This window comes from Aminiphilus sp., from assembly GCF_029975095.1.
Taxonomy (GTDB): Bacteria; Synergistota; Synergistia; order Synergistales; family Aminiphilaceae; genus Aminiphilus.
The window spans coordinates 1-24,275 of the sequence record NZ_JARKPW010000089.1 but is presented as its reverse complement, the minus strand read 5'-3'; the positions used below and the strand labels follow the sequence as shown (position 1 = coordinate 24,275).

The 24,275-nt window shown below is 60.4% G+C and carries 20 protein-coding genes and 1 pseudogene; 9 read left to right on the top strand and 12 right to left on the bottom strand.

From position 1 onward, the window contains the following. Window positions 1–69: 69 nt before the first annotated feature. The 5 genes from Q1K49_RS05290 to Q1K49_RS05270 all read right to left on the bottom strand — a co-directional run bounded on the left by Q1K49_RS05290 (window position 70) and on the right by Q1K49_RS05270 (window position 7,246). Entirely contained in the window at window positions 70–1,230 is a 1,161-nt protein-coding gene (locus Q1K49_RS05290; RefSeq protein ID WP_300523628.1) for an ABC transporter substrate-binding protein, read from the bottom strand. Window positions 1,231–1,367: 137 nt separating this feature from the next. Then, the gene (locus Q1K49_RS05285; protein ID WP_300523625.1) at window positions 1,368–2,585 is read right to left on the bottom strand and encodes a PatB family C-S lyase; all 1,218 of its coding nucleotides are present in this window, start codon (window positions 2,583–2,585) and stop codon (window positions 1,368–1,370) included. After that, entirely contained in the window at window positions 2,582–4,207 is a 1,626-nt protein-coding gene (locus Q1K49_RS05280; RefSeq protein WP_300523623.1) for an ABC transporter substrate-binding protein, read from the bottom strand. Before Q1K49_RS05280 ends, Q1K49_RS05285 begins: the two co-directional genes overlap by 4 nt. A gap of 107 nt (window positions 4,208–4,314) precedes the next feature. Continuing rightward, on the bottom strand, window positions 4,315–5,202 hold the full coding sequence (gene dapF, locus Q1K49_RS05275) for a diaminopimelate epimerase (RefSeq protein WP_300523620.1): 888 nt from the start codon (window positions 5,200–5,202) through the stop codon (window positions 4,315–4,317). Between the two features lie 58 nt (window positions 5,203–5,260). Further along, complete coding sequence (locus tag Q1K49_RS05270; RefSeq protein WP_300523617.1) at window positions 5,261–7,246, bottom strand: HAMP domain-containing sensor histidine kinase; 1,986 nt, start codon at window positions 7,244–7,246, stop codon at window positions 5,261–5,263. 107 nt (window positions 7,247–7,353) lie between these two features. Here Q1K49_RS05270 and Q1K49_RS05265 point away from each other — a divergent pair, with 107 nt between their 5' ends. Continuing rightward, complete coding sequence (locus Q1K49_RS05265; RefSeq protein ID WP_300523614.1) at window positions 7,354–7,731, top strand: response regulator; 378 nt, start codon at window positions 7,354–7,356, stop codon at window positions 7,729–7,731. 164 nt (window positions 7,732–7,895) lie between these two features. On the opposite strand, the gene Q1K49_RS05260 is transcribed toward Q1K49_RS05265, so the two are convergent. The 3 genes from Q1K49_RS05260 to Q1K49_RS05250 all read right to left on the bottom strand — a co-directional run bounded on the left by Q1K49_RS05260 (window position 7,896) and on the right by Q1K49_RS05250 (window position 11,521). Next, window positions 7,896–8,642, bottom strand: a complete 747-nt coding sequence (locus tag Q1K49_RS05260) for an FCD domain-containing protein (RefSeq protein WP_300523612.1) — start codon at window positions 8,640–8,642, stop codon at window positions 7,896–7,898. Window positions 8,643–8,792: 150 nt separating this feature from the next. Continuing rightward, complete coding sequence (locus Q1K49_RS05255) at window positions 8,793–10,508, bottom strand: thiamine pyrophosphate-binding protein (protein ID WP_300523609.1); 1,716 nt, start codon at window positions 10,506–10,508, stop codon at window positions 8,793–8,795. Window positions 10,509–10,615: 107 nt separating this feature from the next. Further along, window positions 10,616–11,521 carry a diaminopimelate dehydrogenase gene (locus tag Q1K49_RS05250; protein ID WP_300523607.1) on the bottom strand — a complete coding sequence of 302 codons (906 nt, stop codon included), beginning with the start codon at window positions 11,519–11,521 and terminating at the stop codon, window positions 10,616–10,618. A 403-nt stretch (window positions 11,522–11,924) separates the two neighbouring features. On the opposite strand from Q1K49_RS05250, the gene Q1K49_RS05245 reads away from it, so the two are divergent. The 7 genes from Q1K49_RS05245 to Q1K49_RS05215 all read left to right on the top strand — a co-directional run bounded on the left by Q1K49_RS05245 (window position 11,925) and on the right by Q1K49_RS05215 (window position 19,394). Further along, a complete protein-coding gene (locus Q1K49_RS05245; protein WP_213694582.1) occupies window positions 11,925–12,845 on the top strand; it encodes an ABC transporter permease in 921 nt (306 codons plus the stop codon). A gap of 9 nt (window positions 12,846–12,854) precedes the next feature. Next, on the top strand, window positions 12,855–13,793 hold the full coding sequence (locus Q1K49_RS05240; protein WP_300523604.1) for an ABC transporter permease: 939 nt from the start codon (window positions 12,855–12,857) through the stop codon (window positions 13,791–13,793). An 11-nt stretch (window positions 13,794–13,804) separates the two neighbouring features. After that, window positions 13,805–14,797, top strand: a complete 993-nt coding sequence (locus Q1K49_RS05235) for an ABC transporter ATP-binding protein (RefSeq protein ID WP_300523602.1) — start codon at window positions 13,805–13,807, stop codon at window positions 14,795–14,797. Continuing rightward, window positions 14,797–15,771, top strand: a complete 975-nt coding sequence (locus Q1K49_RS05230; RefSeq protein ID WP_300523599.1) for an oligopeptide/dipeptide ABC transporter ATP-binding protein — start codon at window positions 14,797–14,799, stop codon at window positions 15,769–15,771. Before Q1K49_RS05235 ends, Q1K49_RS05230 begins: the two co-directional genes overlap by 1 nt. A gap of 41 nt (window positions 15,772–15,812) precedes the next feature. Next, window positions 15,813–16,748: an LD-carboxypeptidase gene (locus Q1K49_RS05225; RefSeq protein ID WP_300523597.1), complete on the top strand. Its 936-nt coding sequence runs from the start codon at window positions 15,813–15,815 to the stop codon at window positions 16,746–16,748. Window positions 16,749–16,955: 207 nt separating this feature from the next. Beyond that, window positions 16,956–18,557: an ABC transporter substrate-binding protein gene (locus tag Q1K49_RS05220; RefSeq protein ID WP_300523595.1), complete on the top strand. Its 1,602-nt coding sequence runs from the start codon at window positions 16,956–16,958 to the stop codon at window positions 18,555–18,557. 15 nt (window positions 18,558–18,572) lie between these two features. Then, a complete protein-coding gene (locus tag Q1K49_RS05215) occupies window positions 18,573–19,394 on the top strand; it encodes a M55 family metallopeptidase (protein WP_300523592.1) in 822 nt (273 codons plus the stop codon). 107 nt (window positions 19,395–19,501) lie between these two features. On the opposite strand, the gene Q1K49_RS05210 is transcribed toward Q1K49_RS05215, so the two are convergent. Next, window positions 19,502–20,398, bottom strand: coding sequence for an AraC family transcriptional regulator (locus Q1K49_RS05210; protein WP_300523590.1), 897 nt, complete (start codon window positions 20,396–20,398; stop codon window positions 19,502–19,504). 437 nt (window positions 20,399–20,835) lie between these two features. On the opposite strand from Q1K49_RS05210, the gene Q1K49_RS05205 reads away from it, so the two are divergent. Beyond that, window positions 20,836–21,519 (top strand): hypothetical protein, encoded by a 684-nt coding sequence (locus tag Q1K49_RS05205; RefSeq protein WP_300523587.1) that lies wholly within the window; start codon window positions 20,836–20,838, stop codon window positions 21,517–21,519. A 164-nt stretch (window positions 21,520–21,683) separates the two neighbouring features. Here Q1K49_RS05205 and Q1K49_RS05200 read toward each other — a convergent pair whose 3' ends face one another. The 3 genes and pseudogenes from Q1K49_RS05200 to Q1K49_RS05190 all read right to left on the bottom strand — a co-directional run. Next, window positions 21,684–22,511, bottom strand: a complete 828-nt coding sequence (locus Q1K49_RS05200; RefSeq protein ID WP_300523585.1) for a lysozyme inhibitor LprI family protein — start codon at window positions 22,509–22,511, stop codon at window positions 21,684–21,686. A 180-nt stretch (window positions 22,512–22,691) separates the two neighbouring features. Then, window positions 22,692–23,456, bottom strand: a complete 765-nt coding sequence (locus Q1K49_RS05195; protein ID WP_300523583.1) for an SH3 domain-containing protein — start codon at window positions 23,454–23,456, stop codon at window positions 22,692–22,694. Between the two features lie 253 nt (window positions 23,457–23,709). Next, window positions 23,710–24,275, bottom strand: a pseudogene (locus Q1K49_RS05190) (DUF2207 domain-containing protein); the annotation flags it as partial.

Genomic DNA, 24,275 nt, shown 5'->3' with positions numbered 1-24,275 from the left:
GTTCCCGAGAAAACGATCCCCGCAGCGTCGGAGAGGGGATTTTCTCCCGATTCTCCCGGCGGGTTTCCGCTACTTCACGTCCTGGGGATAGAACTTCATGTGGAAGGGAAAGGCGTTGTTCGTCACGTCCACCTTCTGGATCACGGCGGGCTTGTCCAGAGGATCATGGGTGGTGGGATCGATGGTGAGCGTGCCGCTGGTGACCTTGAGCCCCACCGTGTTGGCCATGGCCTCGGCGACCTTGGGGCCCTCAAAGGAATTTGCCCGCTTGATGGAGTCCACGATGAGCAGGAGCGCGTCCTGGGCCATGACAGGATTGGGAAGGACCGGATCCTCGCCGAACTTCTGGCGGTATTCCGCGACGAAGTCCTGGATGTCCGGGTCCGCGAGGTCCGTGAGGTTCACGAAGAAGCCGCCGTCGATGGCACTGCCGCCGAGTTCGATAAGGTCGGGGCTGCCCCAGTTGTCCGTGCCGAGAAGCACCGCCTTGATGCCGAGGTCCCGGGCCTGCTTGGCCGCCATGGCCGCTTCCTTCTGGCTGGTGGGAATGAATATCACGTCGGGATTGAGTTCCTTCATCTTGCCGAGCTGCGCCCGGTAGTCGAGTTCGTCCGTGCGGAAGGCCTCCTTGGCGACGACCTGACCGCCTTCCTTGGCGAAGGCTTCCTCGAAGTATTTGGCGAGCCACTGACCGTAATCGCTGCCGACATCGTACAGGATGCTCGCGGTCTTCGCCTTGAGGTCGCGGAAGGCGAAACGAGCCGCCACAGTTCCCTGGAAGGGATCGATGAAGCAGGGACGGAAGGCGAAGGGACGGATTTTTTCGGTCTTCTTGTCCAGCGTCACGTAGGGATTCGTGGCGGTGGTGACCACCATGGGAACCTGCGCTTTTTCGAGGATCGGAGCCGAGGCGATGGCGTTGCCGCTCTGGGCGGGACCGATGACGGCCACGACACCGTCCTCCACGAGGCGCCGTGCCACGTTCACCGCTTCCACCGCGTCGTTCCTGTTGTCGTAGGAGACGAGGACGATTTTCTTGCCCAGCACACCGCCTTCGGCATTGAGTTTTTCGATGAGCATCTCCAGTGCCCGCTTCTCGGACTGCCCCCACATGGAGGCACCTCCCGTGAGAGAAACGGTGTGTCCGATCTTGACGACTTCCTCCGCAAGGGCGGTACCGACGAAGAGACACAACACGGCACAGGCGAGAATTACCGCGAACTTTCTCATGGCTTTCGAATCCCTCCTCGAAATGGTTGCCGTTTTTCGGTGATGCCGGGCTCCGGCGGGCGTTGCCGCCGGATGCGGCCGCCGTTCCTGTCGTTTTTGCCGGCAGGAATCTCAAAGCGCACGTCACGGAGTACTCGTTATGCCTCTGTCGAGCAGCACCCCCTTCCCTCCAGGCGGGAGACGGCATCGGCGAGACGCGTCAGACCTTCCGACAGGAGCGTTCGCGGGCAACCGAAATTGAGGCGGGCGAAGCCTTCGCCGCCTGGGCCGAAGCTCGTTCCGGCGTTGAGAGCCAGGCGTGCCTCGTGGACGAGGAAACGCTGCAGTTCCTCCGGGGCGAGTCCCAGGGAGCGGAAATCCAGCCACGCCACATAGGTGCCCTCGGGTCGGATGTAGCCGACCGAGGGAAGGCGGTCCCGCAGGAAATTTCCGAGGAGGTCAAGGTTGTCTTCGAGGTAGGCGAGGAGTGCCTCCAACCAGGGCTCACCCTGTCCGTAGGCGATTTCGAGGGCGAGCATGCCGAAGAGATTGCCGCCCTCGAGGTGCAGACTCTCCAGTTCGTTCCTGAAAGTACGGCGCAGGTCCGGGTCCGGGATGATCGCCAGAGACGTCTGCAGTCCCGCGATGTTGAAGGTCTTGCTCGGGGCGAGGAGGGTCACCGTTCGTGCGGCGACCTCCGGTGCGAGGGAGGCCAGAGGGATGTGTGCGTGACCTCTGAAGACGATGTCCGCGTGGATCTCGTCGGAGACGAGAAGTGTTCCCGAGCGGAGCGCACGCTCCGCCACGGCCTCGAGTTCCGCCCGTTTCCAGACCCGGCCCACGGGATTGTGAGGGCTGCAGCTGAGGAGCAGAGAGGTGTTTTCTCCAAGACATCTCTCAAGGTCGTCCAGATCCATTTCCCAGGTTCCGTTTTTTTCGACGAGACGATTGACGGTGGTGACGCGGCTGTTCTTGTTGATGCTTTCGAAGAACGGGGGATACACGGGGCTCTGGATGACGACCCCTTCGCCGGGGAGCGTAAAGGCCCGGATCGCCAGCGCGATGCCGGGAACCACGCCGGGGCAGGGAACGATCCAGTCGGGATGAATTTTCCAACGATAGCGTCGTTCCGTCCATGTCGCCACGGATTCGAAGAACGCGGGGCTGCGCATGGTGTATCCGAACACGGGATGCGCCATCCGCTCCCGGAGTGCCGCCACCACTTCGGGGGGGGCCGCGAAGTCCATGTCGGCGATCCACAGGGGAAGAACGTCGCCGGAGCCGAAGATCGGCTCCAGATAGGAGGGATGCCATTTCTTCGCGTAGGTGGGAACTCGGTCGTAGATCGTGTCGAAATCGTAGATGTGTCTGTTCACTCGTCTTTCTCCTCCTTCGGCAGTGTCACCGTCGTTCCGGAAAGATCCGGAGGTGCGGATGTATGTGCCTCCGCCCTGGATGGGATTGTAAGCGAGATTTCCGAGAAACGGTATTCTCCCGTGGCATAGAGACGGAATCCTTCCACGTTTTTTCTCGCCAGGGCGAGATTGTACCCGTGGGCCAGGGGAACGACCGGTACCTCGTTGCGGAGAAGCTGCTGCGCTCGGAAATAGGCGATGAATCGCTCCTCCGGATCCCAGGAACGGCGGGCGCCGATGACGAACCGGTCGTAGTCGTCGTTCTCGTAGCGGCTGAGATTGTCTACGCTGTCACTCCTGAAGAGGGCGTGCAGGAAGTCGTCGGGATCTCCTGTCGTGCCGATCCATCCGTCGAGGAAAAGCGGATACCGGTGGTTGTAGGAATCATCCAGATATTCCGCCCAGTTTTTGCGGACAAGGGTCACCCGAATACCCACCCTGTCCAAATCTTCGCGGATTCGCGCCGCCACGCCGTCGCCGTCGGGCATATAGGGGCGCGGAATGGGAAGGACGTTCAATTCCGTGTCGAAGCCGTTTTCGAGTCCGGCCTGAACGAGGAGTGCCCGCGCTCTCGCCGGGTCGTGGGGGAGCGCACGGAGTTCCGGGGCGAAGGCGAAACTGTTCGGCGGGACCATGTTCTCCGCGGGTATGCCAAGGCCCCGAAAAACCTCCGTCACGAGTCGCTTCTTGTCGATCGCCATGGCCACGGCGCGCCGTACTCTGGGGTCGTCGAAGGGTTTGTGCCGTGTGTCCATGGTGAGAAATCCCACGTTCATGCCCGGTTGGGAGAAAAGCCGAAGGTGTTCCCGATCCCTGGGCGTCATCCGCTGAAGGACCTCCGGCGTGACGCCGTCGAAGGCGTCGATGTCCCCGGAACGCAACGCCTGCAGTCGTTCCAGGGGGGACTCGATGAGACGAAAGAGCACGCCGTCCATGCGAGCCTTGTCGCCCCAGTAGTCGTCGAAGCGTTCGAGGAGGATGTACTCTTGCTTGCGCCACTCCGTGAAACGGAACGGCCCCGTTCCCACGGGGTGTTCCCGGAGGAATGCCTCCCCCTTTTTACGGGCAGTTTCCGGGGAGATCATCAGCGGAAGACTCGAGAGAAAAAGGAAAGGGGTGACGGGGATGGAGAGGCGCAGCCGCACTGTGCAGATATCCAGTGCCTCCATTTTTTCGAAATCGTAGTGCCAGAGGCCGGAATCAGCGCCTCTTCTCAGGTTGAAGAGGACCGCCTCGGCATTGAAGGGAGTGGCGTCGTGAAAGAGCACACCATCCCGGAGAAAGAAAGTCCATGTCCTTCCGTCGGGAGACACATCCCAGGAGCTGGCGAGCCATGGAGTCAGTTGTGGAAGAACCTGTCCGGCCGGGGTGAAGGAGATCCGGACAAGGGGTTCGCAGACCTGGAAACACACCTTGGCGCTCTCCGCGTCCTCCATGGTAAGAGGGTCCAGGTCGATGGAATCTCCTCCCCTGGCGAAGACGAAAAGCGCTTTCGCATCCCCGAAACCCGTTCCTGCGGTCTCTCCGGCCATGGCTGGAAACGTCGTGAAGGCGACCCGGAGAAGGCACAGGAAGAGGAGCATCCGTCCCGAAAGCCTTTTTTCCAGCCGGAACGGCCTGTTCCCGTCCTGTCTTTCCGGAGGAATTTCCTTCCTGCCTCCGGCGGGGATGGTTCTCCGGGGAGACATGGTCAGTCGCGGCGAAGCGCCTTGTCGAGACGTGCGAGATACTCCGGAGAAAGGCGTTCCCGAAGCCCTTCCGCGGAGAGCGTGCCTTCGGCGACGAAGGTGGTTTCCCCTTCGAGACGGATCCTGAAGACCAGTTCCTCCTCGCTCTCCTCGAAATGGACGGTGTTCACGCCCCCGGGGTTTTCCACCCGGATGGGTGACTCCATGCCGAACAAGCGGGCCGCCACGAGTGCCGAAGCGATGGAGCCCGTGCCGCACGAACGGGTGACGGCGTTCACGCCGCGCTCGTAGGTGGTGGCGCGGAGTGAGGAGGAGGAGAGTCGTGCGGCGACATTCACATTTGTTCCCGAGGGGAAAAGCGGGGTCGGTCGGTCGAGGGATCTGCCGAGCAGGGTTATCCGTTCCGGTGTCCATTCCTCGGGGTGCTCTGGAAAGACGACGCAATGGGGGACACCGACGGTAAGGGCGTTGAGCGGGAGATCGCGCTCCCCGTCGGTCCAGGGATGATCGAAGAGCGCCTCTTTCAGAGACACCTTCCCCATGCCGATGATGACGGATGACTCGGTCACGTCAGCGGTGATGGGCCCCGCAAGAGTTTCGAAGGTCATCTCCGGAGGTGCCAGTTTCCGGACTGCTGCGTAACGGGCGAAACACCTGGCTCCGTTGCCGCACATCTCTCCCTCGGAGCCGTCGGCGTTGAAGATGCGCATACGGAGTTTCCCGTCCCGAAAGGGCTCGACCACGAGAATGCCATCGGCCCCGAGGGAATGCCGCCGTTCGCACAGGGCCGTTGCAAGAGCGGAGAGAAGGTCGTCTTCGAGAGCGGTTCCAAGATTCTCCAGAACGAGAAAATCATTTCCGTTGCCGTGCATTTTCGTGAAAGGTACCATGATGTCTTTCTCCTTCCGTCGGTGCCTGTCATCCCTCCCGAGGGCATGGAAGGAATGTCTATTGAAAAAGAACGGAATGCGGGGATGGAAACGTTTCTCCGTCGTCTCCAATCCTCACGGGAAGCGTGAACCGGAAGATGCTCCCTCTCTTCGGGGCGTTTTCCGCCCAGATGCGTCCTCCATGATATTCCACGATTTCCCGACAGATGGAAAGCCCCAGTCCTGTACCCTGACGATGTTGTTCCGGCCCTTCGTTGACCTGGCGAAACTTTTCGAAAATGGAGAGCAGGTTCTCCGGTGGAATGCCGATTCCCGTGTCGGCGACACTCACCTCGACCTCGTCGCCCAGAAGCGTTGCGGAAACGAGAACCTCGCCCGAAAGGGTGAATTTTGCCGCGTTGGAGAGGAGGTTCAGCAGAACCTGGAGAATGCGCCGGCGATCTCCGTAAAGAGCCGGCAGCGACCTGGACACGGAGGATCGCACGGAGACAAGGTCCTCGTTGAAAAGAACCCTCGTTGCGGCGAGGGCCTGTTCCGTCACCTCGCTCAGGGGGTACCATTCCATGTGCCATTCCATCTTGCCCGCATCGAGTTTCGCCATGTCGAGAAGATCGTTGATGAGCGTCGTGAGGCGTTCCGCCTCGGAAAAAATGATGTCCAGCTCGTCGATGGAATCCTTCACGGCCCGGGCGCCTCCGTCGGATGACGGAAAGAGGGGGAGGAGGACGGATTCGAGACGGCGGCGGAGCAGCTTCGAAAAGCCGAGGATGGACGTGAGGGGTGTTCTCAGTTCGTGGGAGACCACCGAGAGGAAGTGGCTTTTCGTCCTGTCCGCCTGGCGCATTTTTTCCAGGCTTGCCGTGACTTCTTCGGACATGGAATCGAAGGCCTGCTCAAGATCGATGATTTCGGTGATGCGGGCGTTGCCCGAGGAATTCTTCCTGGAGAAGCGTTCCTTGAGGGCGGCAAAACGGAGCATGTCCTCGGCGATGCGTGAAAAAGGTCGGGATGTCTCGTTGGCAACGTTCCAGAACAGAAGAAGCACTGCGACGGAGAAAAGGATGATCACGCCGAGGAGTGCCGTGCGATGTCTGGAAAAGATGTTCTTCATGGCATCGAAATCGAGTTGGATGAACAGGATCTGAGGGGTGCGGAAATAGGTCGAGCGTTGTTCGGTCCCCGTCCAGGGAAGCACAATGCGGTATTTTGTGGAAGTGCCGTCGCGTTTCCAGGAAGCGCCCGCTCCTTTTCCTCCACGGGGGGGAAAATCCGCCGCAAAGGCGGAGAGCCCCGGCGCGGAGGAAGAAAACCCCTTCCACGCGGGCATTCCGTCCTCTGCGGAGTAAATTCCCGTGGCGGCGATGAACGAGAGCCCCTGCATGGTGGCGATGCGCCGGAAGAAGGGGTCGAAGAGTTCTTCCGGAATGGTGATGCGGATTTCCAAAATCCATTCGTCCAGGTTGAACCAGGCGCCGCAGATGAGTGACGGGGACGAGGCGTCACCCAATTCGAGGCGCTCCAGGCGCATTTCACCCAGAGTCATGAGCTGCACGGTCCGGCGAGTACGCCTGTCCGCGGGCCTTCCGTCGGCGAAGCGGTTCGAATGGCGAACCCTCATGGTTTCGTCGTAGAGGATGAACTCCATCTGTCCGTTGAAGGGGATGTGTTTTTCCTGTTCAACCGCCATTTCCGCCTCTGCGATGAGGTTTTCCAGGATGCCCCAGGGCAGTTCCCGAAGGGATGTGCCCTGAGAATAGAGATAGTCCTGGATGGAACGAAAGGTGTTCCAGAGAATGGCCTGATAGTTTCGCTCCACGTCGGCGGCCTGTGTTTCGAGTTCCTCCAGGAGTTGTGTCACTTTTTCCACGGCTTCCCGTTCAAAGCCGGCGGCGAATTCCCGCGTGGTGTACTGGTCGATGGCGTGGACCCCCGCCAGGAGAAGGAGGAGGGCCACCACGAGGATGCCTCCGGCCTGTACGGCGAGATGACGGGAAAGGGAAACGCCCTTTACGTTCTTCCGGTGCATAAGATGTCGCCCTTCCATGATAGACTTGTCTCCATACGTCCCGTTCGTTTTTCGAGAGGAAGCGGAGCGTAAAAAATGTTTCGGAAGAAAAATCCACGCTTCCGTGGAAGGGAGAGGTGCATGTCATGGGAAAGGTCCTGGTGGTGGATGACGCCCCCGTCATTCGACTTCTTCTTACCAGAGTGTTCGAGACACTCCGGAAGGATGGCGTGGAGCTTCTCTTCGCCGAGGACGGGTACGAGGCGCTGCGCATTGTGGAGCAAGAGCACCCGAGGGTGGTTTTTCTCGACGTGATGATGCTCGGGAAGAACGGCTTCGACGTCTGTCACACCATCAAGAAGGTGTGGAAGATGGAGGACGTGCATGTGGCCCTTCTCACGGCGAAGTGTCAGGATTCGGACAGGCGCAAGGGGGCCGAAGCAGGGGCGAACGAGTACATAACGAAGCCCTTTGATCCCGACGATCTTCTTGCCCGGGCGAAACTCGTTCTGGGCATTCCCTGAAGAAGAGAGCGCCGGCGCTTCTTTCCTCCGGAAGGCATCGACGCTGTTACCCGAGAGCGTTTCCCATACGCGGACAGGCTCTTTCCCTTCGGGAAGGGGCCTGTCCGCGTATGGGGCGCTTTTGTCGTGTTGCCGTAGGGGTTTTCGGCCTTGCATGACCGTCGTCAGAGATGGTGATGTTCCCGAAAGAAGGCCGCCACATCTCCGATGATGCCGTCGATGTGGGTGAGCATGGCCTGTTCTGCGGCAGTGGGATCTTTCGCGGCAATGGCCTCGTAGATCGGCCGGTGATAACCGCCCAGGGGATGTTTTCCCGTGCGTCGGATGGCAGTGAGAACATGGGCGAGTTCCGTGTCCTGGCGAATGAGATTCATCGCCGCGGCGAGGACGAGGTTGCCCCCGGCTCTCGCCACTGCCTCGTGAAACTTTCTGTCCGTGGCCTCTGCGGCGTTTTCGTTTCCGCTGCGGATATCCAGAAGCGCGGCGAAGTTGCCGATTTCCTGGAGGTCCCGTTCGGTGGCGAAAATGGCGGCAAGGCGGGCGGTCTCCCGCTCCAGTGCCCGTCTTGCCCCGAGGACGTCCAGAAGTTTCTTCGGGCCCGAGGAGGCGAGTTCCTCAAGCAATTCCCGGGCGAGCATCTCCCGCGTGCCCGCGTCCCGTAATTCTTCGAGGCGCGCCTTCCCCGAGGGAGAAAGCACTCTCCCTCGATTGCTGCGTCGCTCCGTGTATCCCTTGCAATCGAGATTCCAGAGGAGACGTCCCGCCGTGGCCATACTGAGAGAAAGTCCATGGCAACGGAGGGCCTCCGCCAGAGCCCCCGCGCCGACCGGTGTCACGTTTTCCGCGAGTACTTCCAGGGTGAGGCGTTCCACCTCGTTGTCTTCAGTTCCGGAAGTTCTGCTCTGCGCCATGCGCGTCTCGTCTCCCCTCTTCCGGGAAGATATGGGTGGTCCGTTGTCTTTCATTCCGTTGTGTGCATGAAGCTTTCCGGCGATTTCCCGGGAAACGGCCGCTTGGAGGGGTTTTCCCGGTTTGCCCCGCATTGAAGGCGGAGGCGGTCTCTAGTAGAACGTGTGGATGCCTTTTTCCGCGGAACGCCGTGCCCATCCGGGAACGGGGGGCACACACTGGTCCTCGGGGAGAGCCTTGACCTCGACGAAGACGGGGCCCGGCTCTGCGTAGACGGCGCGGAGCGTCGGTTCCAGATCCTGGGGGGCTGCGATGCGGGCGGTCCGCAGACCGAAGCCCTCGGCGACGCGGCAATAGTCCGTGGCGTCAAAATCCGTGGAAAAATGCTCCGATGTGCCGAACTCGAAGAAATTGGTCGCCCGGATCCAGCCGAAACTGCGATTGTCGAAAAGAAAGAGTTTCACATTTGCCTTCGTTCTGGCGAGGGTTTCCATCTCCGCCGCACAGAAGCCGAAGCTGCCGTCCCCGGAGAGGGCGGTCACGGGGGAGCCGGGAGCGGCGAAAGCCGCGCCGATGGCGGCGGAAAGGCCGAACCCGAGAGCTCCGATGGCGAAGTTGCACACGAAGCGACGCCCCGGACGTCCGAGACGAAGATACGTGGCGGGGTAGATGGCGCTGATTCCAGGGTCCACCACGATGGGCGCGTCATCGGAAAGGAACGACGAAAGAGCGCAGACGAAGCGCATGGGATGCACGGGTGTGCTGTCGCACAGAAGCCCTGCCGTGCAGGATTCCCGGTAGCGTTCCCCGAGGCGGCGCAGCTCCTCGCCGCGGGAATGTCGGGAAGAGAGTTTCCGGCGAGTGGCTTCGACGAGCATGGCTTCCAGCGTGGCCTTCGCATCTCCCAGGAGCAGGGCGTCCGCGGCGTAGTTGTTGCCCAACTCCGCCTCGCTCACATCGAGCTGGATGACCTTTGCCTTGCCTTTCCGCGGCGGCAGTGTCCATCCCGCTGTTCCGGCCGAATCGGTGCTGGAACCCACGAAGAAGACGAGGTCCGCCTCGGCGAGCACGCCGTTGGAGAAGCTTGTGCCTCCCCGGGCGCCGACGACTCCCACGGAAAGGGGGTGGAGTTCCGAAATCGCTCCCTTGCCGCCGATGCTCGTGCCCACGGCGAGGCCGAACTGCTCCGCTACGGCCGTGACGGCCTCCCATGCGCCGGATGTCACCGCGCCCTGGCCGCAGACGAGAAAGCCTCTCTCCGCTTTCTCCAGCAGATCTACCGCGGCGCGGACCTGCTCGGCATCGGCGCAGCTCCGTAAACCAGGGCAATGGGAGAATTCCCGCTGGGCGTAGAGATCGTCCGGATCGGCGCTCATTTCGAGCATGTCCATGGGAAGACGAAGGTGCACCGGTCCGGGACGCCCCGTGGTGGCCACGCGGAAGGCGCGACGGATAAAGAACGGAATGTCCTCCGGACGTGTGATGTCCATGGTCTCCTTGACCGTGCTCCGGAGAAGGGCCGGCTGGTCGAAACCGGTGAGCATGTTTCTCTTCTCCATATGAAGGGGGATGTCCGATGTGAAGGCCAGAAGGGGAATGCCCGATTTCTGTGCCTCCAGAAGACCCGGAGCGAGATGGGTGGCACCGGGACTGGGGCTCTCGCAGATGCCGGGTTTGCCGGAGATTTTCGCGTAGCCGTGGGCCATGAAGGCGCTGCTGCGTTCGTCTCTCACCATGACGTGACGAATGTCCGGAAAGGTTTTCCACTCCTCGTAGAGATGAAGTGTGGTTTCGCCGGGAAGGCCGAAGATCGTATCCACCCCGTATTGTTTGAGCATTTCCAGAAGGATGCGTCCTGCTTTCATCATGAAGGATCTCTCCTTTGCGAGTAGCGTTTTCCGAATCGTCCGCCGATCTTGCGTCTTCGAAAGTACGTGCCGCCTCCCTGGAACCGGAGGCGGCACGTACGAAGGCCTTAGACGAGCCTTCGGAGAAGCGACTCCCGTTCGCCTTCGAGATAGTCCAGGGGGGGGATTTCAAGCATAGTGTAACACCCCGGGCGCTGTTTTTTTCCTGCCCGTGCGGAGGACACCATCACTTGTGCCGTCGCTGCGGGGTTCATGAGTGTCATGGAGAAGGTAATGCGCTGATTGTGGGATCTTCCCGAGACGCCCTTGCGTTCCATAAGGACGCCGTGTCCGAGATCGATCAGTTGTTTCACGTCCTCGGTGGGATAGACGTAGGTCTCGTCGTGAGCGAAATAGGGGTCTTCCAGAATGGCTTTCCGGACAGCTTCGAAGTCCGCCCCGGGTGCCAGCTCCACGTAGACATGTCGTTTATGGAGTCCCGTTCCCTTGGGAAGCGTGAGGGAGAGGGCGTCCCGGACGCCCGGAATGTTCTTGACCGCCACGGTGTGTCCCATGCTCATGCCGGGACCGAAGTTCGTGTAGGTGATGCCCTTCGGGGCGATTCCCTCGAGAATGGCCCGGACCACGGAGTCGGTTCCGGGATCCCACCCCGCGCAGATCACCGCGACGGACCCACCCGCCTTGCCTGCTGCGTCGAGTTTCCTGCGGAGGTCCATGACGGCTTCGCCGTGGATGTCGAAACTGTCCACGGTGTTGATTCCCTTCGCGAGGTAGTGGGGCGCCACCTCGGGGATGGCTCGGCTGGCGATGGCCAGGATTGCCGCGTCCACCCCGCCGAGTTCGTCCACATCGCAGACCACGGGAAGTTTTGTTTCGCTCTGAAGAGATGCCGCTTTCCTGGGATCCCTGAGAACAATTCCCGCTGCTTCCATGTCCGAAGCGGCCTCCACGGCGGCAAGGGCCTCCCGGGCCACATTGCCGAATCCAACGATCGCCACGCGCATCTTTTCCATTTCTTCCGCCGCCTTTCTCGTTCGGATCCTGCGGATGAGGAACAACATCACTGCTCACTGATGAGCAATCGCGGAAAAACTATAGAACATTCCCCGGAATGTTGTCAATGCCCCTTGGAACACTACTTGCAAGAGCTCGAATTGCGGAAAGGTTGACACAAGTGTTCCGCGGACCTAGAATGCGGACATGCACAAACTCATCAATGATGAGTGTTTTCCTGACAGAGTCAGCCCAATGCGACATGTGGAACGATCTTTCGGAAAAACGCTCGTTGGTTGGAATGCGCGAATGCGCAGACAGGAGGTGGGAAACCCGAATCGGACGGAATTTCTTCAAGCGTTCTCCCCAAGGATTGCTCCCGCTCCAAAGCAACGAGGTGTTTTTCAAGGGAGGTGGTCTTGTGTGAAGAGATTCATACTCAAACGGTTGCTCATCGCCGTACCCGTCCTCATCGGCATTACCTTCGTCATCTTCATCCTGCTCAACGTGGTTCCGGGAGACCCTGTGGCGCTCATGATGGGAGAGCGCATGAGTCCCGAGATCATCGAGCGCGTGAGGCACCAGATGCATCTCGACGACCCCTGGCCGGTTCGGTACGTGCGCTTCCTCGCGGGAGCGGTCCAGGGCGATCTCGGGGAATCCTACAAACTGCAGCGTCCCGTGGCGGATCTCATCGTCGGCGCTTTCCCCGTGACGCTCAAGCTGGCTCTGGCGGCGGCCCTCGTGGCCTGGCTCATCGGAATTCCGGCGGGAATTCTCTCGGCGGTGAAACAGTACTCCCTCACGGACAACTTCTTCATGGGACTCGCCCTCACCGGAGTATCCATGCCCGTCTTCTGGACCGCCCTTCTCTTTCAGTACGTCTTCGCCCTCAAACTCGGATGGCTTCCCGTCGCCGGCTTCTACAGCGCGAAACACCTCATCATGCCCGCCCTGGTGCTCGGCTGGAGTTCCTCGGGACTCATCGCCCGCCTCACAAGATCCAGTCTTCTGGACGTGATGCGCCACGACTACATCCGGACGGCCCGGGCGAAGGGGCTTCGGAATGTCCCGGTCATTCTCCGTCACGCCCTGAAGAACGCTCTGCTTCCCGTGGTGACCGTCATGGCTCTGCAAATCGCCTTCCTGCTCTCCGGCTCGGTGATCACCGAGAGCATCTTCAACATTCCCGGAGTTGGGCGCATCGCCGTGGGTGCCATCCAGAACCGGGACATGCCCCTGCTTCAGGGAGCGGTACTCTTCACGACCGTGTTGGTCATTCTGGGGAACCTCGCCGCGGATGTCCTCTACGGCTGGCTCGACCCGCGGATCCGGTACGAGTAGGTGGAGCCCATGCACGATGACGAACGTGTTCCCGACAACAAGATGAAGACCCCGGACAGCGGTCAGGGAATTGCTCCGGAAAAAATCGAGGTGAAGAAGGACGACGTGGAGACTCTCTTCGGAGATGTCTTTCGGGCGTTTCAGAAGAATCGCTCCGCCCTGGTCGGACTCTGTGTGGTTCTCTTCATCACGGTCCTCGCCCTTTCCGCACCTTACGTGCTTTCTCACGACCCCTACACGATGAATCTGGACAACCGGAACCAGCCGCCGTCGGAGGCACACTGGTTCGGAACGGATACCTATGGTCGGGATCTCATGGCCCGGGTGATCTTCGGTGCCCGCATTTCGCTGGTCATCGGCCTCATTCCGGCTTTTCTCGCCACCTGCATCGGTTCCATCCTGGGCGTCGCGAGCGGATTCTACGGAGGAAAGACGGATTTCTGGATCATGCGCCTCGCCGACGTGGTCCTCGCCTTTCCTTCCCTGCTGTTGGCGATGGTCATCATGTACACTCTCGGAGCCAATCTCTTCAACATTTTTATCGCCCTTTCCATCGTCGGATGGGCCAGTACCTCCCGAATCGTCCGCTCCCAGACCCTTGCCCTGAAAGAGAAGGAATTCGTGGAGGCCGCCCGAGCCCTCGGGGTGAAAAACCGAACCATCATCTTCCGGCACATTCTTCCCAACTGTCTTCCCAACATCATGGTGGTCTTTACCATGTCCATTCCCTCGGCCATCATGCAGGAGGCGGGACTTTCCTTCCTCGGAGTGGGGGCGCAGCCGCCGACGCCGAGTTGGGGGTTGCTCGTGTCCCAGGGAAAGGAATTCATCTTTTCCGCGCCGTGGGTTGCCATCATTCCCGGAGTGGCCATCCTGATTCTCGTGCTGGCCTTCAACTTCATGGGAGACGGACTGCGGGACGCCATCGATCCCTACATGAAGGACTGACGGAGGCGATCATGAGCGCACAGGAAACCATTCTCGACGTGAAGAATCTGCGGACGCTCTTTCTCACCAGGAAGGGCATCGTCCCTGCCGTGGACGGCATCTCCTTTTCCGTGAGGAAGGGGAAAGTGACGGGACTTGTGGGGGAATCGGGGTGCGGCAAGAGCGTCACTTCCCTTTCCATCATGGGACTCATTCCTCAGCCTCCGGGCAAGATCGCGGGAGGAGAAATCCTCTTCGAGGGGCGTGATCTGTCGAAGCTTTCCTACAAGGAGATGTGCCGGGTCCGGGGAAAAGACATCTCCATGATCTTCCAGGAGCCCATGACCTCCCTGAATCCCGTCAAGACCGTGGGGTACCAGGTGGGGGAGGTGCTCCGGATTCACCAGAGAAATGTGGCCGACGCGGAGGTGCGGCGCCGGGTGGTGGAAATGCTTGATCTCGTAGGGATTCCCGAGCCGGAATCCCGGGTACGGGCTTTTCCGCATCAGCTCTCCGGGGGGTTGCGTCAGCGGGTCATGATCGCCATGGCCCTCATCTGCGATCCCAAGCTGCTCGTCGCCGACGAACCCACGACGGCCCTGGACGTGACGATCCAGGCCCAGGTGCTCAAGCTCATGATGGACCTGCAGCGTCGTATCGGAACCTCCATCATCCTCATCACTCACGATCTTGGTGTGGTGGCGGAGACCTGCGACGACGTGAATGTCATGTACGCGGGAAGCATCGTCGAACAGGGGGATGTGTTCAATATTTTCCGGAATCCTTCTCATCCCTACACGCGGGGGCTGCTCCGTTCCATTCCCGACACGGGAGGGACGGGGAGAAAGGAACGGCTGTTCAGCATCGACGGCATGGTTCCCTCTCTGACGGATTTGCCTCCGGGATGCCGTTTCGCTCCGCGCTGTACCCAGGCCCGGGAGAGCTGTTTCAAGGAGATGCCCGAGCTCGTTCCCGTGGGTGAGGGGCACTTCGTGCGCTGCAATCGCGCGAGGGAGGCCTGCTGATGAACAACATCCTCGTTCAGACAAAGGGACTCAAGGTGACCTTTTCCGCCGAGGCGGGCATGTTCGGCGGAGAAGCCCGGGTCGTGAAGGCGGTGGATGACGTCTCCGTCGACATTGCCGAGCGGGAGACCTACGCCCTCGTGGGCGAGTCGGGGTGCGGCAAGACGACCCTCGGGCGGGCGATTCTCCGCCTGGTCCCGACCACGGGGGGGCAGGTGTTCTTCCGTGGCGAGGATCTGTCCTCGCTTTCGCCGGAGGTGATGCGTTCTCTGCGACGCAAGATGCAGATCATCTTTCAGGATCCCTACGCATCGCTCAATCCGCGTATGCGGGTCCGGGAGATCCTCGCCGAACCCTTCCGAACCCACGAGCCCAAAATGTCCGCGAAGGACGTGGACGAGCGTATCGCAGCGCTCCTCTCCGTGGTGGGCATGCGGAGCGATACCATGCGAAAATATCCCCATCAGTTCAGCGGCGGGCAACGGCAACGCATCGGCATTGCCCGGGCTCTGGCGCTGAACCCTGAATTCATCGTTTGCGACGAGGCTGTTTCCGCCCTGGACGTGTCCATTCAGGCCCAGGTGTTGAACCTTCTCTCGGATCTGCAGAAAGAGTTCCGTCTCACCTATCTTTTCATCACCCACAATCTTTCCGTGGTGCGTCACATTGCCGACAAGGTGTGCGTCATGTTCCTCGGCAAGGCCATGGAAATCGGCGACACGGAGGACCTCTTCGCACGGCCTTTCCACCCCTACACGAAGTTTCTCATCGCCGCCGCTCCCGTTCCGGATCCCACGCAGCGGGATCGCGAGCGGCTTCTTCTGAAAGGGGACATTCCGAGCCCGATCAATTTGCCTCCGGGGTGCCGTTTTTCCACGCGCTGTCCCTACGCACAGGAGCGATGTCGTCTGGAGGAGCCGGAGACGGTGGCACTTGAAGGAAGGGCCGTCTCCTGTCATTATCCACTCGTCTGAGCCGCATCTTCCGCGACGGAAGAACTAAGGAAGGGATGACCATGAACAAGGGAAGGGCGTTGCGCCCGGGGGATCTTATCGGTCTGTTGAGTGTGTCGAACCCCGTCACCGACGAGGAGCGGCAGTGCAGCGTGGATGTGGTGGAGGCTCTGGGCTTCCGCACGGTCTGTGGAGAGAGCCTTTTCCACCGGAGGGGATACTTGGCAGGCCCCGACGAGATCCGTGCCCGGGACGTGAATCGCATGTTTGCCGATCCGGACATCGCGGGGATCTTCTGTGTCCGCGGAGGCGAAGGAGCGAACCGCCTTCCAGAGATGATAGACCTGGAGGTGGTGCGGAAGAACCCAAAAGTCTTTTTGGGGTACAGCGACGTCACGGTCTTCCATCTCCTTCTGGGACAAGGCGCGGACCTCGTCACGATTCAGGGCCCCATGCCCTATACCGAATTCCGCCGGGATACCTTCGAGGGCTACGTGAAAGAGCATTTTCTGAAAGCCGTCACGAAGACGGAGCCTGTTGGGGAAATCCTTCCGCCCCAGGGAGATCCTGCCATCCAGGCACTTGTTCCCGGAACGGTGGAGGCGCCTCTCGTGGGAGGATGCCTTTCCCTCATCTCCGCCCTCATGGGAACCCCCTGGGAGATCGACACGCGGGGAAAGATTCTCATCATCGAGGACGTGGGAGAACAGCCCTACAAATACGACCGTTGGCTCTGCCAGCTTCGTTCCTCAGGCAAACTCCAGCAGTGCGCCGGAGTCGTCGTCGGTCAGTGCATCGACTGCACCACGGACAAACCGAAGATGGACATTCCCCTGGAGGAAATCTTCGCCGACCTTCTGGTGCCTCTCGGAGTTCCGGTGCTTCTGAACGTTCCTTTCGGCCACGGCAAGCGGAAAGCCACGTTCCCCCTGGGGGTGCGGGCGCTTCTCGACGGAAACGCGGGGCGATTCTTCCTCACGGAATCGGGAGTGCGGTAACCGCCTCTTTCGGATGGCCGTTTTTTCACGGTGCACTTCGCGGCGTCTCCTCCGCCGTCGGCCTGAATCGGTTTTTTTAGTGAAGGGAGGGATGCGGTCACACGGGAGGAAACATGTTGGCGGAAGAAGGGACGTTTCTCCACGGGAAGGGGAGAGACCGGAGGAGTAAGGATCGAGGAAACAGAGACGGACAGGAGGGAACGAAACGTGAAGAGAACAGTGCAGCGTATGCTTGTTCTGGCGGTTGTGATGTTCGCCCTGGTGGGGCTGATCGCGGGAGTGGCTCAGGCCAAGGAGAAAGTTCTCACCATCGCGGGTTTTTCCACGGATACCGTGGATGCCCATATGACCACGGCGGAATATTTCGTGCCGCTCAACGCGTTTGACCGCCTCGTACAGGTGGAGCCCGGCTCCAATCCGCCCAAGATCGTTCCCATGTTGGCGGAGAAGTGGAACGTCTCCAAGGACGGGAAAGTCTTCACCTTTTTCCTGCGCAAGGGCGTCAAGTTCCACAACGGCGAAGAACTCACCGCCGACGACGTGCTCTACACCTTCGACCGCGTGCTCAATCCCGCGACCAAATCCTTCCAGACGGATCTCTTCGACTTCGTCGAAGGAGCCCGGGAGCGGCTCGACGGCAAGGCGGACAGCGTGTCGGGCTTTAAGGTTCTCGACAAATACACGTTCCAGATTACCCTGAAGGAACCCTATGCGCCGTTTTTGGCTTCCATGGGGACACCTGGTGCGAACATCTACAACAGAAAATTCACCGAGGAGTTCGGCGCCAAGTTCGGGCAGACCGCGGAGAGCACCTGCGGCACCGGTCCCTTCATCCTCAAGGAATATGTCCTGAACGACCACTTCACCCTCGTGGCGAACCCGGACTACTGGGCCGGCAAGGCGAAGATCGACAAGCTCGTGGCGCGCATCGTTCCTGATTCCGAGACGCTCCGTCTCATGTTCCTCACCGGCGAGATCGACATCTTCGACTGCGACCAGGGATTCTCCCAGATTCCCTTCTTCATGGAGGATGCCAAGTGGAAGGACCTGATCCACAGAGGCCCCCGGGTGGGGCTGGTCTACATGACTATGAACAACCAGATGAAGCCCTTCGACGATGTGCGGGTCCGCAAGGCTTTCCAGATGGCGGTGGACCGCAAGAAGATCCTCGACACGGTGTACTTCGGCAACGGTATCCTCATTGACGGAATCATTCCCCGGGGACTCGTGGGTTACAACCCCGAAGCGCTGCCCAAGATCGAGTACAATCCCGCGAAGGCGAAGGAACTGCTCGTCGAGGCGGGCTACCCCGACGGTGTGGACGTGACGCTCACCCAGGTGACGGGATGGTCGAACCGTTGGGTCCAGATCAATGAACTCTTCCAGCAGATGGTGAAGGACGCGGGCTTCAACGTGAAACTCGAAGCCGTCGATTCCGCCACCTACTACGCGAAGCGCAAGGAAGGCGGACTCATGGCCTATCCGCAGATCTGGTCCCTCGACACGAACGACCCCGACGGCACCATCTACAATTTCTTCTACAAGGACCGTTCCTTCGGTCGGTCGATCTGCTACAACAACGAGGCGGCGATGAACAAGATCATCGAACTTCGCTTCATGCCCGATCAGGAACAGCGCATGAAGGAGTACAACGAGCTGGAGAAGACCATCGTCCACGACGATGCGGCGTGGCTGCCCCTCTTCTCCGTGGACCATCTCTACGTGCTGCAGCCCCGGGTGAAGAACTTCGTCGTTCCCTGGAACGGCTGGAGTGACATGTCCTATTATCCGATGGACGTGGAGGATTAGGAAGAAGGGACACTCGTGAAAGTCTACATCAGTTGTGACATGGAGGGCGCGACGGGAGTCGTTCGGTGGGAGCAGGTGGAGCACGACAAGCCGGAATATGAGTTCGGCAGGGCCATGCAGCTCCACGATCTCCTCGCCGTGGCCGAGGCGGCCCTTGAATGTGGTGCCGACGAGGTGCTGGTGAACGATTCCCATTCGCGGATGATCAATCTCGACGCGCGGCGGATTCCGAAGGGACTTCGCCTCGTGAGCGGTTCGGGAAAGTATCTCAGTATGATGGAGCAGGTGGAGGGTGCCGATCTGGCTTTTTTCGTCTGCTATCACGCCAAGGCGGGGACGCTCCGGGCCATTCTCGACCACACCATGTCGGGAAACACCTTCGATCTGACGTTGAACGGCGTCTCCGTGGGAGAACTCGGTTTCAACGCCGCCGTGGCCGGGCATTTCGGTGTCCCGCCGGCGTTGGTCACGGGGGATGCCGCAGTCTGCCGCGAGGCGAAAAGCGTCTTCGGCGACGACATCACCACCTGTGTCGTCAAGGAGGGCGTGGCAAGGACAAGCGCGGTGCTTCTCCCTCCGGAGGAGACGGCGGCGCTCCTGCAAAAGGCCGTGAAAGAAGCGATGGCGCGCAGCCGGAAGGCCGTTCCCTATCGTCCGGCCTTTCCGGGCCGCGTGGCGCTCACGGTCTTCAACTGCGCCCAGGCGGATGCCGCCGCAGGCATTCCCGGCACGATCCGCGAGTCCGGGCGGACCCTCACCTTCGAGGCGAAGGATGCCGTGGAGGCCTACTGCTGGTTCCGTTCTGCTTTGTCGCTCGCCGGAACCGTCCCCCGTTAGCGGTACGTTGCCGCATCGGCGGCACGGTGACGGAATGCAGTTGCCGTGCCGACAGAAATGTTTTTCCGAAGGACGCCGCCCATCCAGGGCCGGCGTCCTTCTTCGTTTCACCGGCTTTGGTTCCGCTTTTTTCGCAGCGTTCCCGAAACGATGGGGGCTCGGTCTTCTTCCGCTTTCCGGTGTGGGCGGAGTCCCTCCACGTAGCGTCCGGGAGAGATCCCCACGATGCGATGGAAGGCCCGGGTGAGGTGGCTCTGATCGCAGAAGCCTACGGCCGTTGCGGTTTCGGCGATCTCCTTTCCCGAACGGAGCAGTTCCCGAGCCCGTCGGACACGGAACTGCACGAGAAAGGTGTGGGGTGGCATACCGAAGGTCTCCCGAAATGTGCGCAACAGGTACCACCGGCTGGCGTGGGATTCTTCCGCAAGCTCCTCCAGGGAGATGCGTTCGGCATGACGGTTTTCCAGAATTTGCCGTACTCTTTGAGCCAGAGTCGTTCCGTCCCTGGTGCGTCGGGGTGACGGCCGGTCCGACGCATGACGGAGAACGAGTCTTGCCAGACTCCAGGTCAGAAGAGTCTGGAGTTCCAGAGGCGAAGAGGAAGAATCTTCCAGGAGCCGATGAAGACGGAGAAGTTCGAGGGCGAGTTCATCGTCGAAGAGCACGCATTCCGGGATAAAAGGGAAGGCCGTTCTCCGTCCGAGTTCCTCCGTAACACGACAGAGCAGGGAGGGATCGGCGTAGAGCATGCGATAACGCCAGCCCCTACGGTCTCCGGCATAGCCTGTATGGGTTTCCCCGGGGAGGGCGAAGCCGACGCTTCCCCGGGGGGCCACGAAGTGGCTTTTTCTGTAGCGCATGGCGAGGGCGCCTTCTTCAATGACGCCGAGGGCGAAGGTGTCGTGCGCGTGGGGCGGAAAGGACTGGTCGAGATAGACGGCGCGGAGAAGTTCCACGCCGGGCAGCTCTTCGGATGTCCAGAACGTCGCCTCTTCCCGAAACATCTCTCACGTCTCCTTTCTCGCCACGGGTTGCCTTTCGTCCGGGGTTTGACTGTTCGACCCTACGCGGAAGGCATCTCCGGATGCGCATCGTCTCCGGGGGGCGAGCAGTTACCTCACCATGGAGTTGTCGTCCGAACACAAAGGGGAACTCCCGGAAAAGTGCGGCTCATCGCCGCAGGCGGCCGCCGGACACCATGAAAACCTTTTTGCACACCTTGACGCACACAACTCAAACAAACTCGCACACGACTCTGGAAGATTGTTGCGTACTCCACCGCCAGGAATCGCGGCGACCGCTCGCACAATGTGACGGGTACAACCACAACCGTGAAGTCGTTTTTTCGGGACCGGAATGAGCAATATTGTACAAGCTTTTCCGTGTTCCGTTGTCTATGCTGGAACACAGTGTTTTCGGAACGAGGACAGGAGGGACGGACATGTTCGATGTCGATGCGAGTTGGAAAAAGACATTTCCCGGAGCGAGCGCGGGTTTTCTCGTGATGCGGGATGTGGAGGACCGGAAGGATGCGCCGGAGATTGTCGCGGCGGCGCGGGCGCTTGAGGAGACACTGCGGGAGCGCTATGCGGGAATGGACCGGGCGCGCCTTCGGGAAGAGCCGGTTTTTCGGGAGTACGCGGCATACTACCGGCGTTTCGACAAGCTCTATCATGTGCAGCTTCAGGTGGAATCGGTAGTGTTCAAGAACAAAACCGTTCCCTGCGGTTCGTCCCTTGTGGCGGCCATGTTCCTGGGAGAATTGAAAAACGGTCTGCTCTCCGCGGCGCACGATCTTGACAGGGTGGAGCCTCCTGTCGTCCTTGCCGCGACGGACGGAACGGAGACCATGGACATGCTCGGAGGGAGCAAAAGCAAGGCACAGCAAATGAAACCCGGGGACATGTGCATGAAGGACCGCGGAGGCATCATTTCCGCCGTGCTCTACGGAGCGGACCAGAGAACTCCCATCGGGCCCGGCTCGCGGCATGTGCTCTACACCGTCTATGCGCCCCGGGGAATCGACGAGACATTGACCCGTCGCCACCTGGAGGACATTCGGGACTACGTTCTCCTTGCCTCTCCCGGAGGGCGCGTGGAGTGCCTGCAGGTAGTCCGGGCCTGAGTGGAGATGCAGGAGATGCGCCCCGCCGGGGCCGGGCTTCCTTGAAAGCCTGGGCCCGGCGGGGCGGGATCCGTGCGCCTTCTTCCAGCATGTGCAGGTACCTTTCCCTCCCGGGTTGATACGGAACCCCCGGTTCCGTATCGAAAGGCGGCAAAATGCCGAGGCTACTGATTTCGCTGTTCCGACATCCCCGCGTTCTGGAAATCCTCAAGATACACCTGTAACTGTCGTGTCCTCGCCTCGGTCAATCCAGCCGCCCAGTGGAGTTGGAGTCCCTCGTTCTTTTCCGCGTCGTAGAAACTCTTGAGAAAGGCCAGGTGCGCGTCCCGATAGGCGATCCAGGAACGTTGGGCCGTGCGCAATACGTCCTGCTCTCCTGCTTTGAGTCGTTTGTAGAAGGTCTGATAGATCTCGTTCAGTGCGCCGTCGGCGGTGGCGTGGCGTTTTTGCGCTTCCGCCACGTCCGTGGGCGGCAGTGTCCAGGAGAGGTCAAGCTGTGCAAGCATGCCCCCGAGTTCCATCGCTCTCTCCCGGGGAATCCCCACGTCAAGGAGAACGTGCGCCACCTGCCACATACTTCCCCCCGCCTCGTTCAGAATCGCACCGTACACGGCGTTGCCGAGAAGTCGTTCCTCTTCCCGGAACGCCCGCCAGGCTTGTTCACTTTTTTCGAAGGCGGGGTGTTTCTTCTTGTCGAGACGGGAGAGAAGTGCCTGTCGGAGACGCTCTTCCTCCGCCGCCCATGCTTCTTCCGCCTGTCCGGCGCAGGTGATGACCCCCTGCGTCGAGGGATCGGCGTTCATGCAGGTGTCGAGCGCGAGATCGAGCGGGTGATCGTCTGCGGCGAACGCTTCCACGCCCGTCAGAAGGAACAGCAGGAACAGCAGCGGCAGAAAAAGCCGCGGATGGGCGACTTCCTTCATCGCGGAAAAAGTCGTCGTTTCCGTGGGATGGTTTTCGTGGGATGAAACAGAGTGCTGTGCGTGGGGCATGTCGTCACCTCCGTAATGTCGTTGCGCATCCCTTCCGCAATTTTTTCGCATGTACCTGCGGAGAAGAGATGCGGGGCGTTTCGGAAATTCCGAAAACCCCTTCCGTTTGAGGAACGTCGGGTTTGAGAAAAAGGGAAAGGTCCATTCCGCGAATCGGTCACTCCTTTCCAGGACCGTGCTTCAGTCGAAAATGGCCTTGCGGTAGAGCATGCTCACCACCTTGCCTTTCTCAAGGTAGAAGAGAAGTTCTTCCCGGTTCAGCAGATACTGGAGCATTGTGGCGTCTCCCGCGAAAGGTTCTCCGAGGCGGTCCCGGATTTCTTCCGCCGGGGTGCCCTGGAGAACACCGCCGAAATCCATCCAGCCTCCAGCGATTTCGAGAAAGCGCAGGCGGTCCCGACCGCGGTAGTTCCAGAACACCGCGTTGTGTCCGTGATAGGCGAGGGAGATGGAGGTGATGGCCACATTCCAGTCGGCCAGTTCCAAGGTGTCCACCTCTGCTTGGTCCGGCTTGCCGAAACGTTTTTCCATCATGGCCCGGTTGACGCCGAAGTCGTTTCGAATGCGTCGAAAAAGACGAGAGAGCGCGTCTCCCTCGGGGAGAAGACGGAGATATTTCCCATAAATCCAGCCTTCGCCGTATTTTTCACTCACCGTGAGGTACCAGGCATACTCCTCACCGGTGTGGCGAACGTCGATCACGAGCAGCTCGCCTGCGTCCATGTCGTCGGTGAACTGGCCGAGGAGCGGTCCCTTCGCCGAAGGTTCACCCCGGAGATTGACCCGCTTTCCCTGGAGTTCCGCCCCCAACGGCCAGGTGCGCACGTTCTCCAGCGCTTCTCTCGAAGGCGTGTCGCTCTCCGCAAGAACACAACCCGCAAAGACGAAAAGCAACAGAAAAACTCCTCCGAAAGGACACCCTGTCCCCCGAACGATTCGCAACATTGTGGCTCACCTTCCTCCTTTTCGAAGTGTACTCGTGTTTTCCGTGCCTTGCCACGGGTTTTTGTCGTGTACCCTTCGCGTAATCCGTTCCGATCGATATGCGTACAGGAACAGGCGACTACTTCGCGTGGACGAGGAGGAATGTTCCCTTCTCGGAAGTGAGTAAACCCTTGTCGACGCCGAGAACGTGTTTTGATTGCGCGCCTCCTGACAAGGACGTGCGGTACGCTCCACGGTGGTACTTTTTCTTCCTCTACCATCCCCGTCCGCCACCGCCTCCGCCACCGCCGCCGGAGGAGCCGCTGCCACCGCTGCCGGAGGAACGTGTTCCCGACGCGACAGCCCCGACGAAACCCGACGAAAACGAAGCGATTCCCTCGGCGGTCGCGAAAGTGTACGCATCTCCCCGATACCAGGAGGGGGAATAGCGCGCCGCCGCGAGCGTTTTTTCGAAGCGGTTCGCCCAGGTTTTCGCCGTGTCCAGCGCGAAGGCGTAGGGGAGCAATGCCTCGAAGAGTTCCGGTGTTTCCTGCGGCGGTGTCATCTGTTCCATCCGGGGAGTCTCCGCGGTCGCCATGTAGAGGCGCAGCCCCTCCAATTCTTCGGCGAGACGTGCGCCGGAATCGGAGCGAACCTTCATGAGCGGTTTGAAGAACAGCAGGATTGCCGCGCAGAGCAGTGGTGCCGGTGCGGAAACAGGATCCGCCGCAAGGCCTGAGGCGCCACCGGCGAAGGTTGCGCCGATCAGGACGAAGAGGAAGATCCCTGGAAAAAGGATGCGGAGAAAGAAGCGTGTTCCCCAATGTCCCTTGCCGGGCG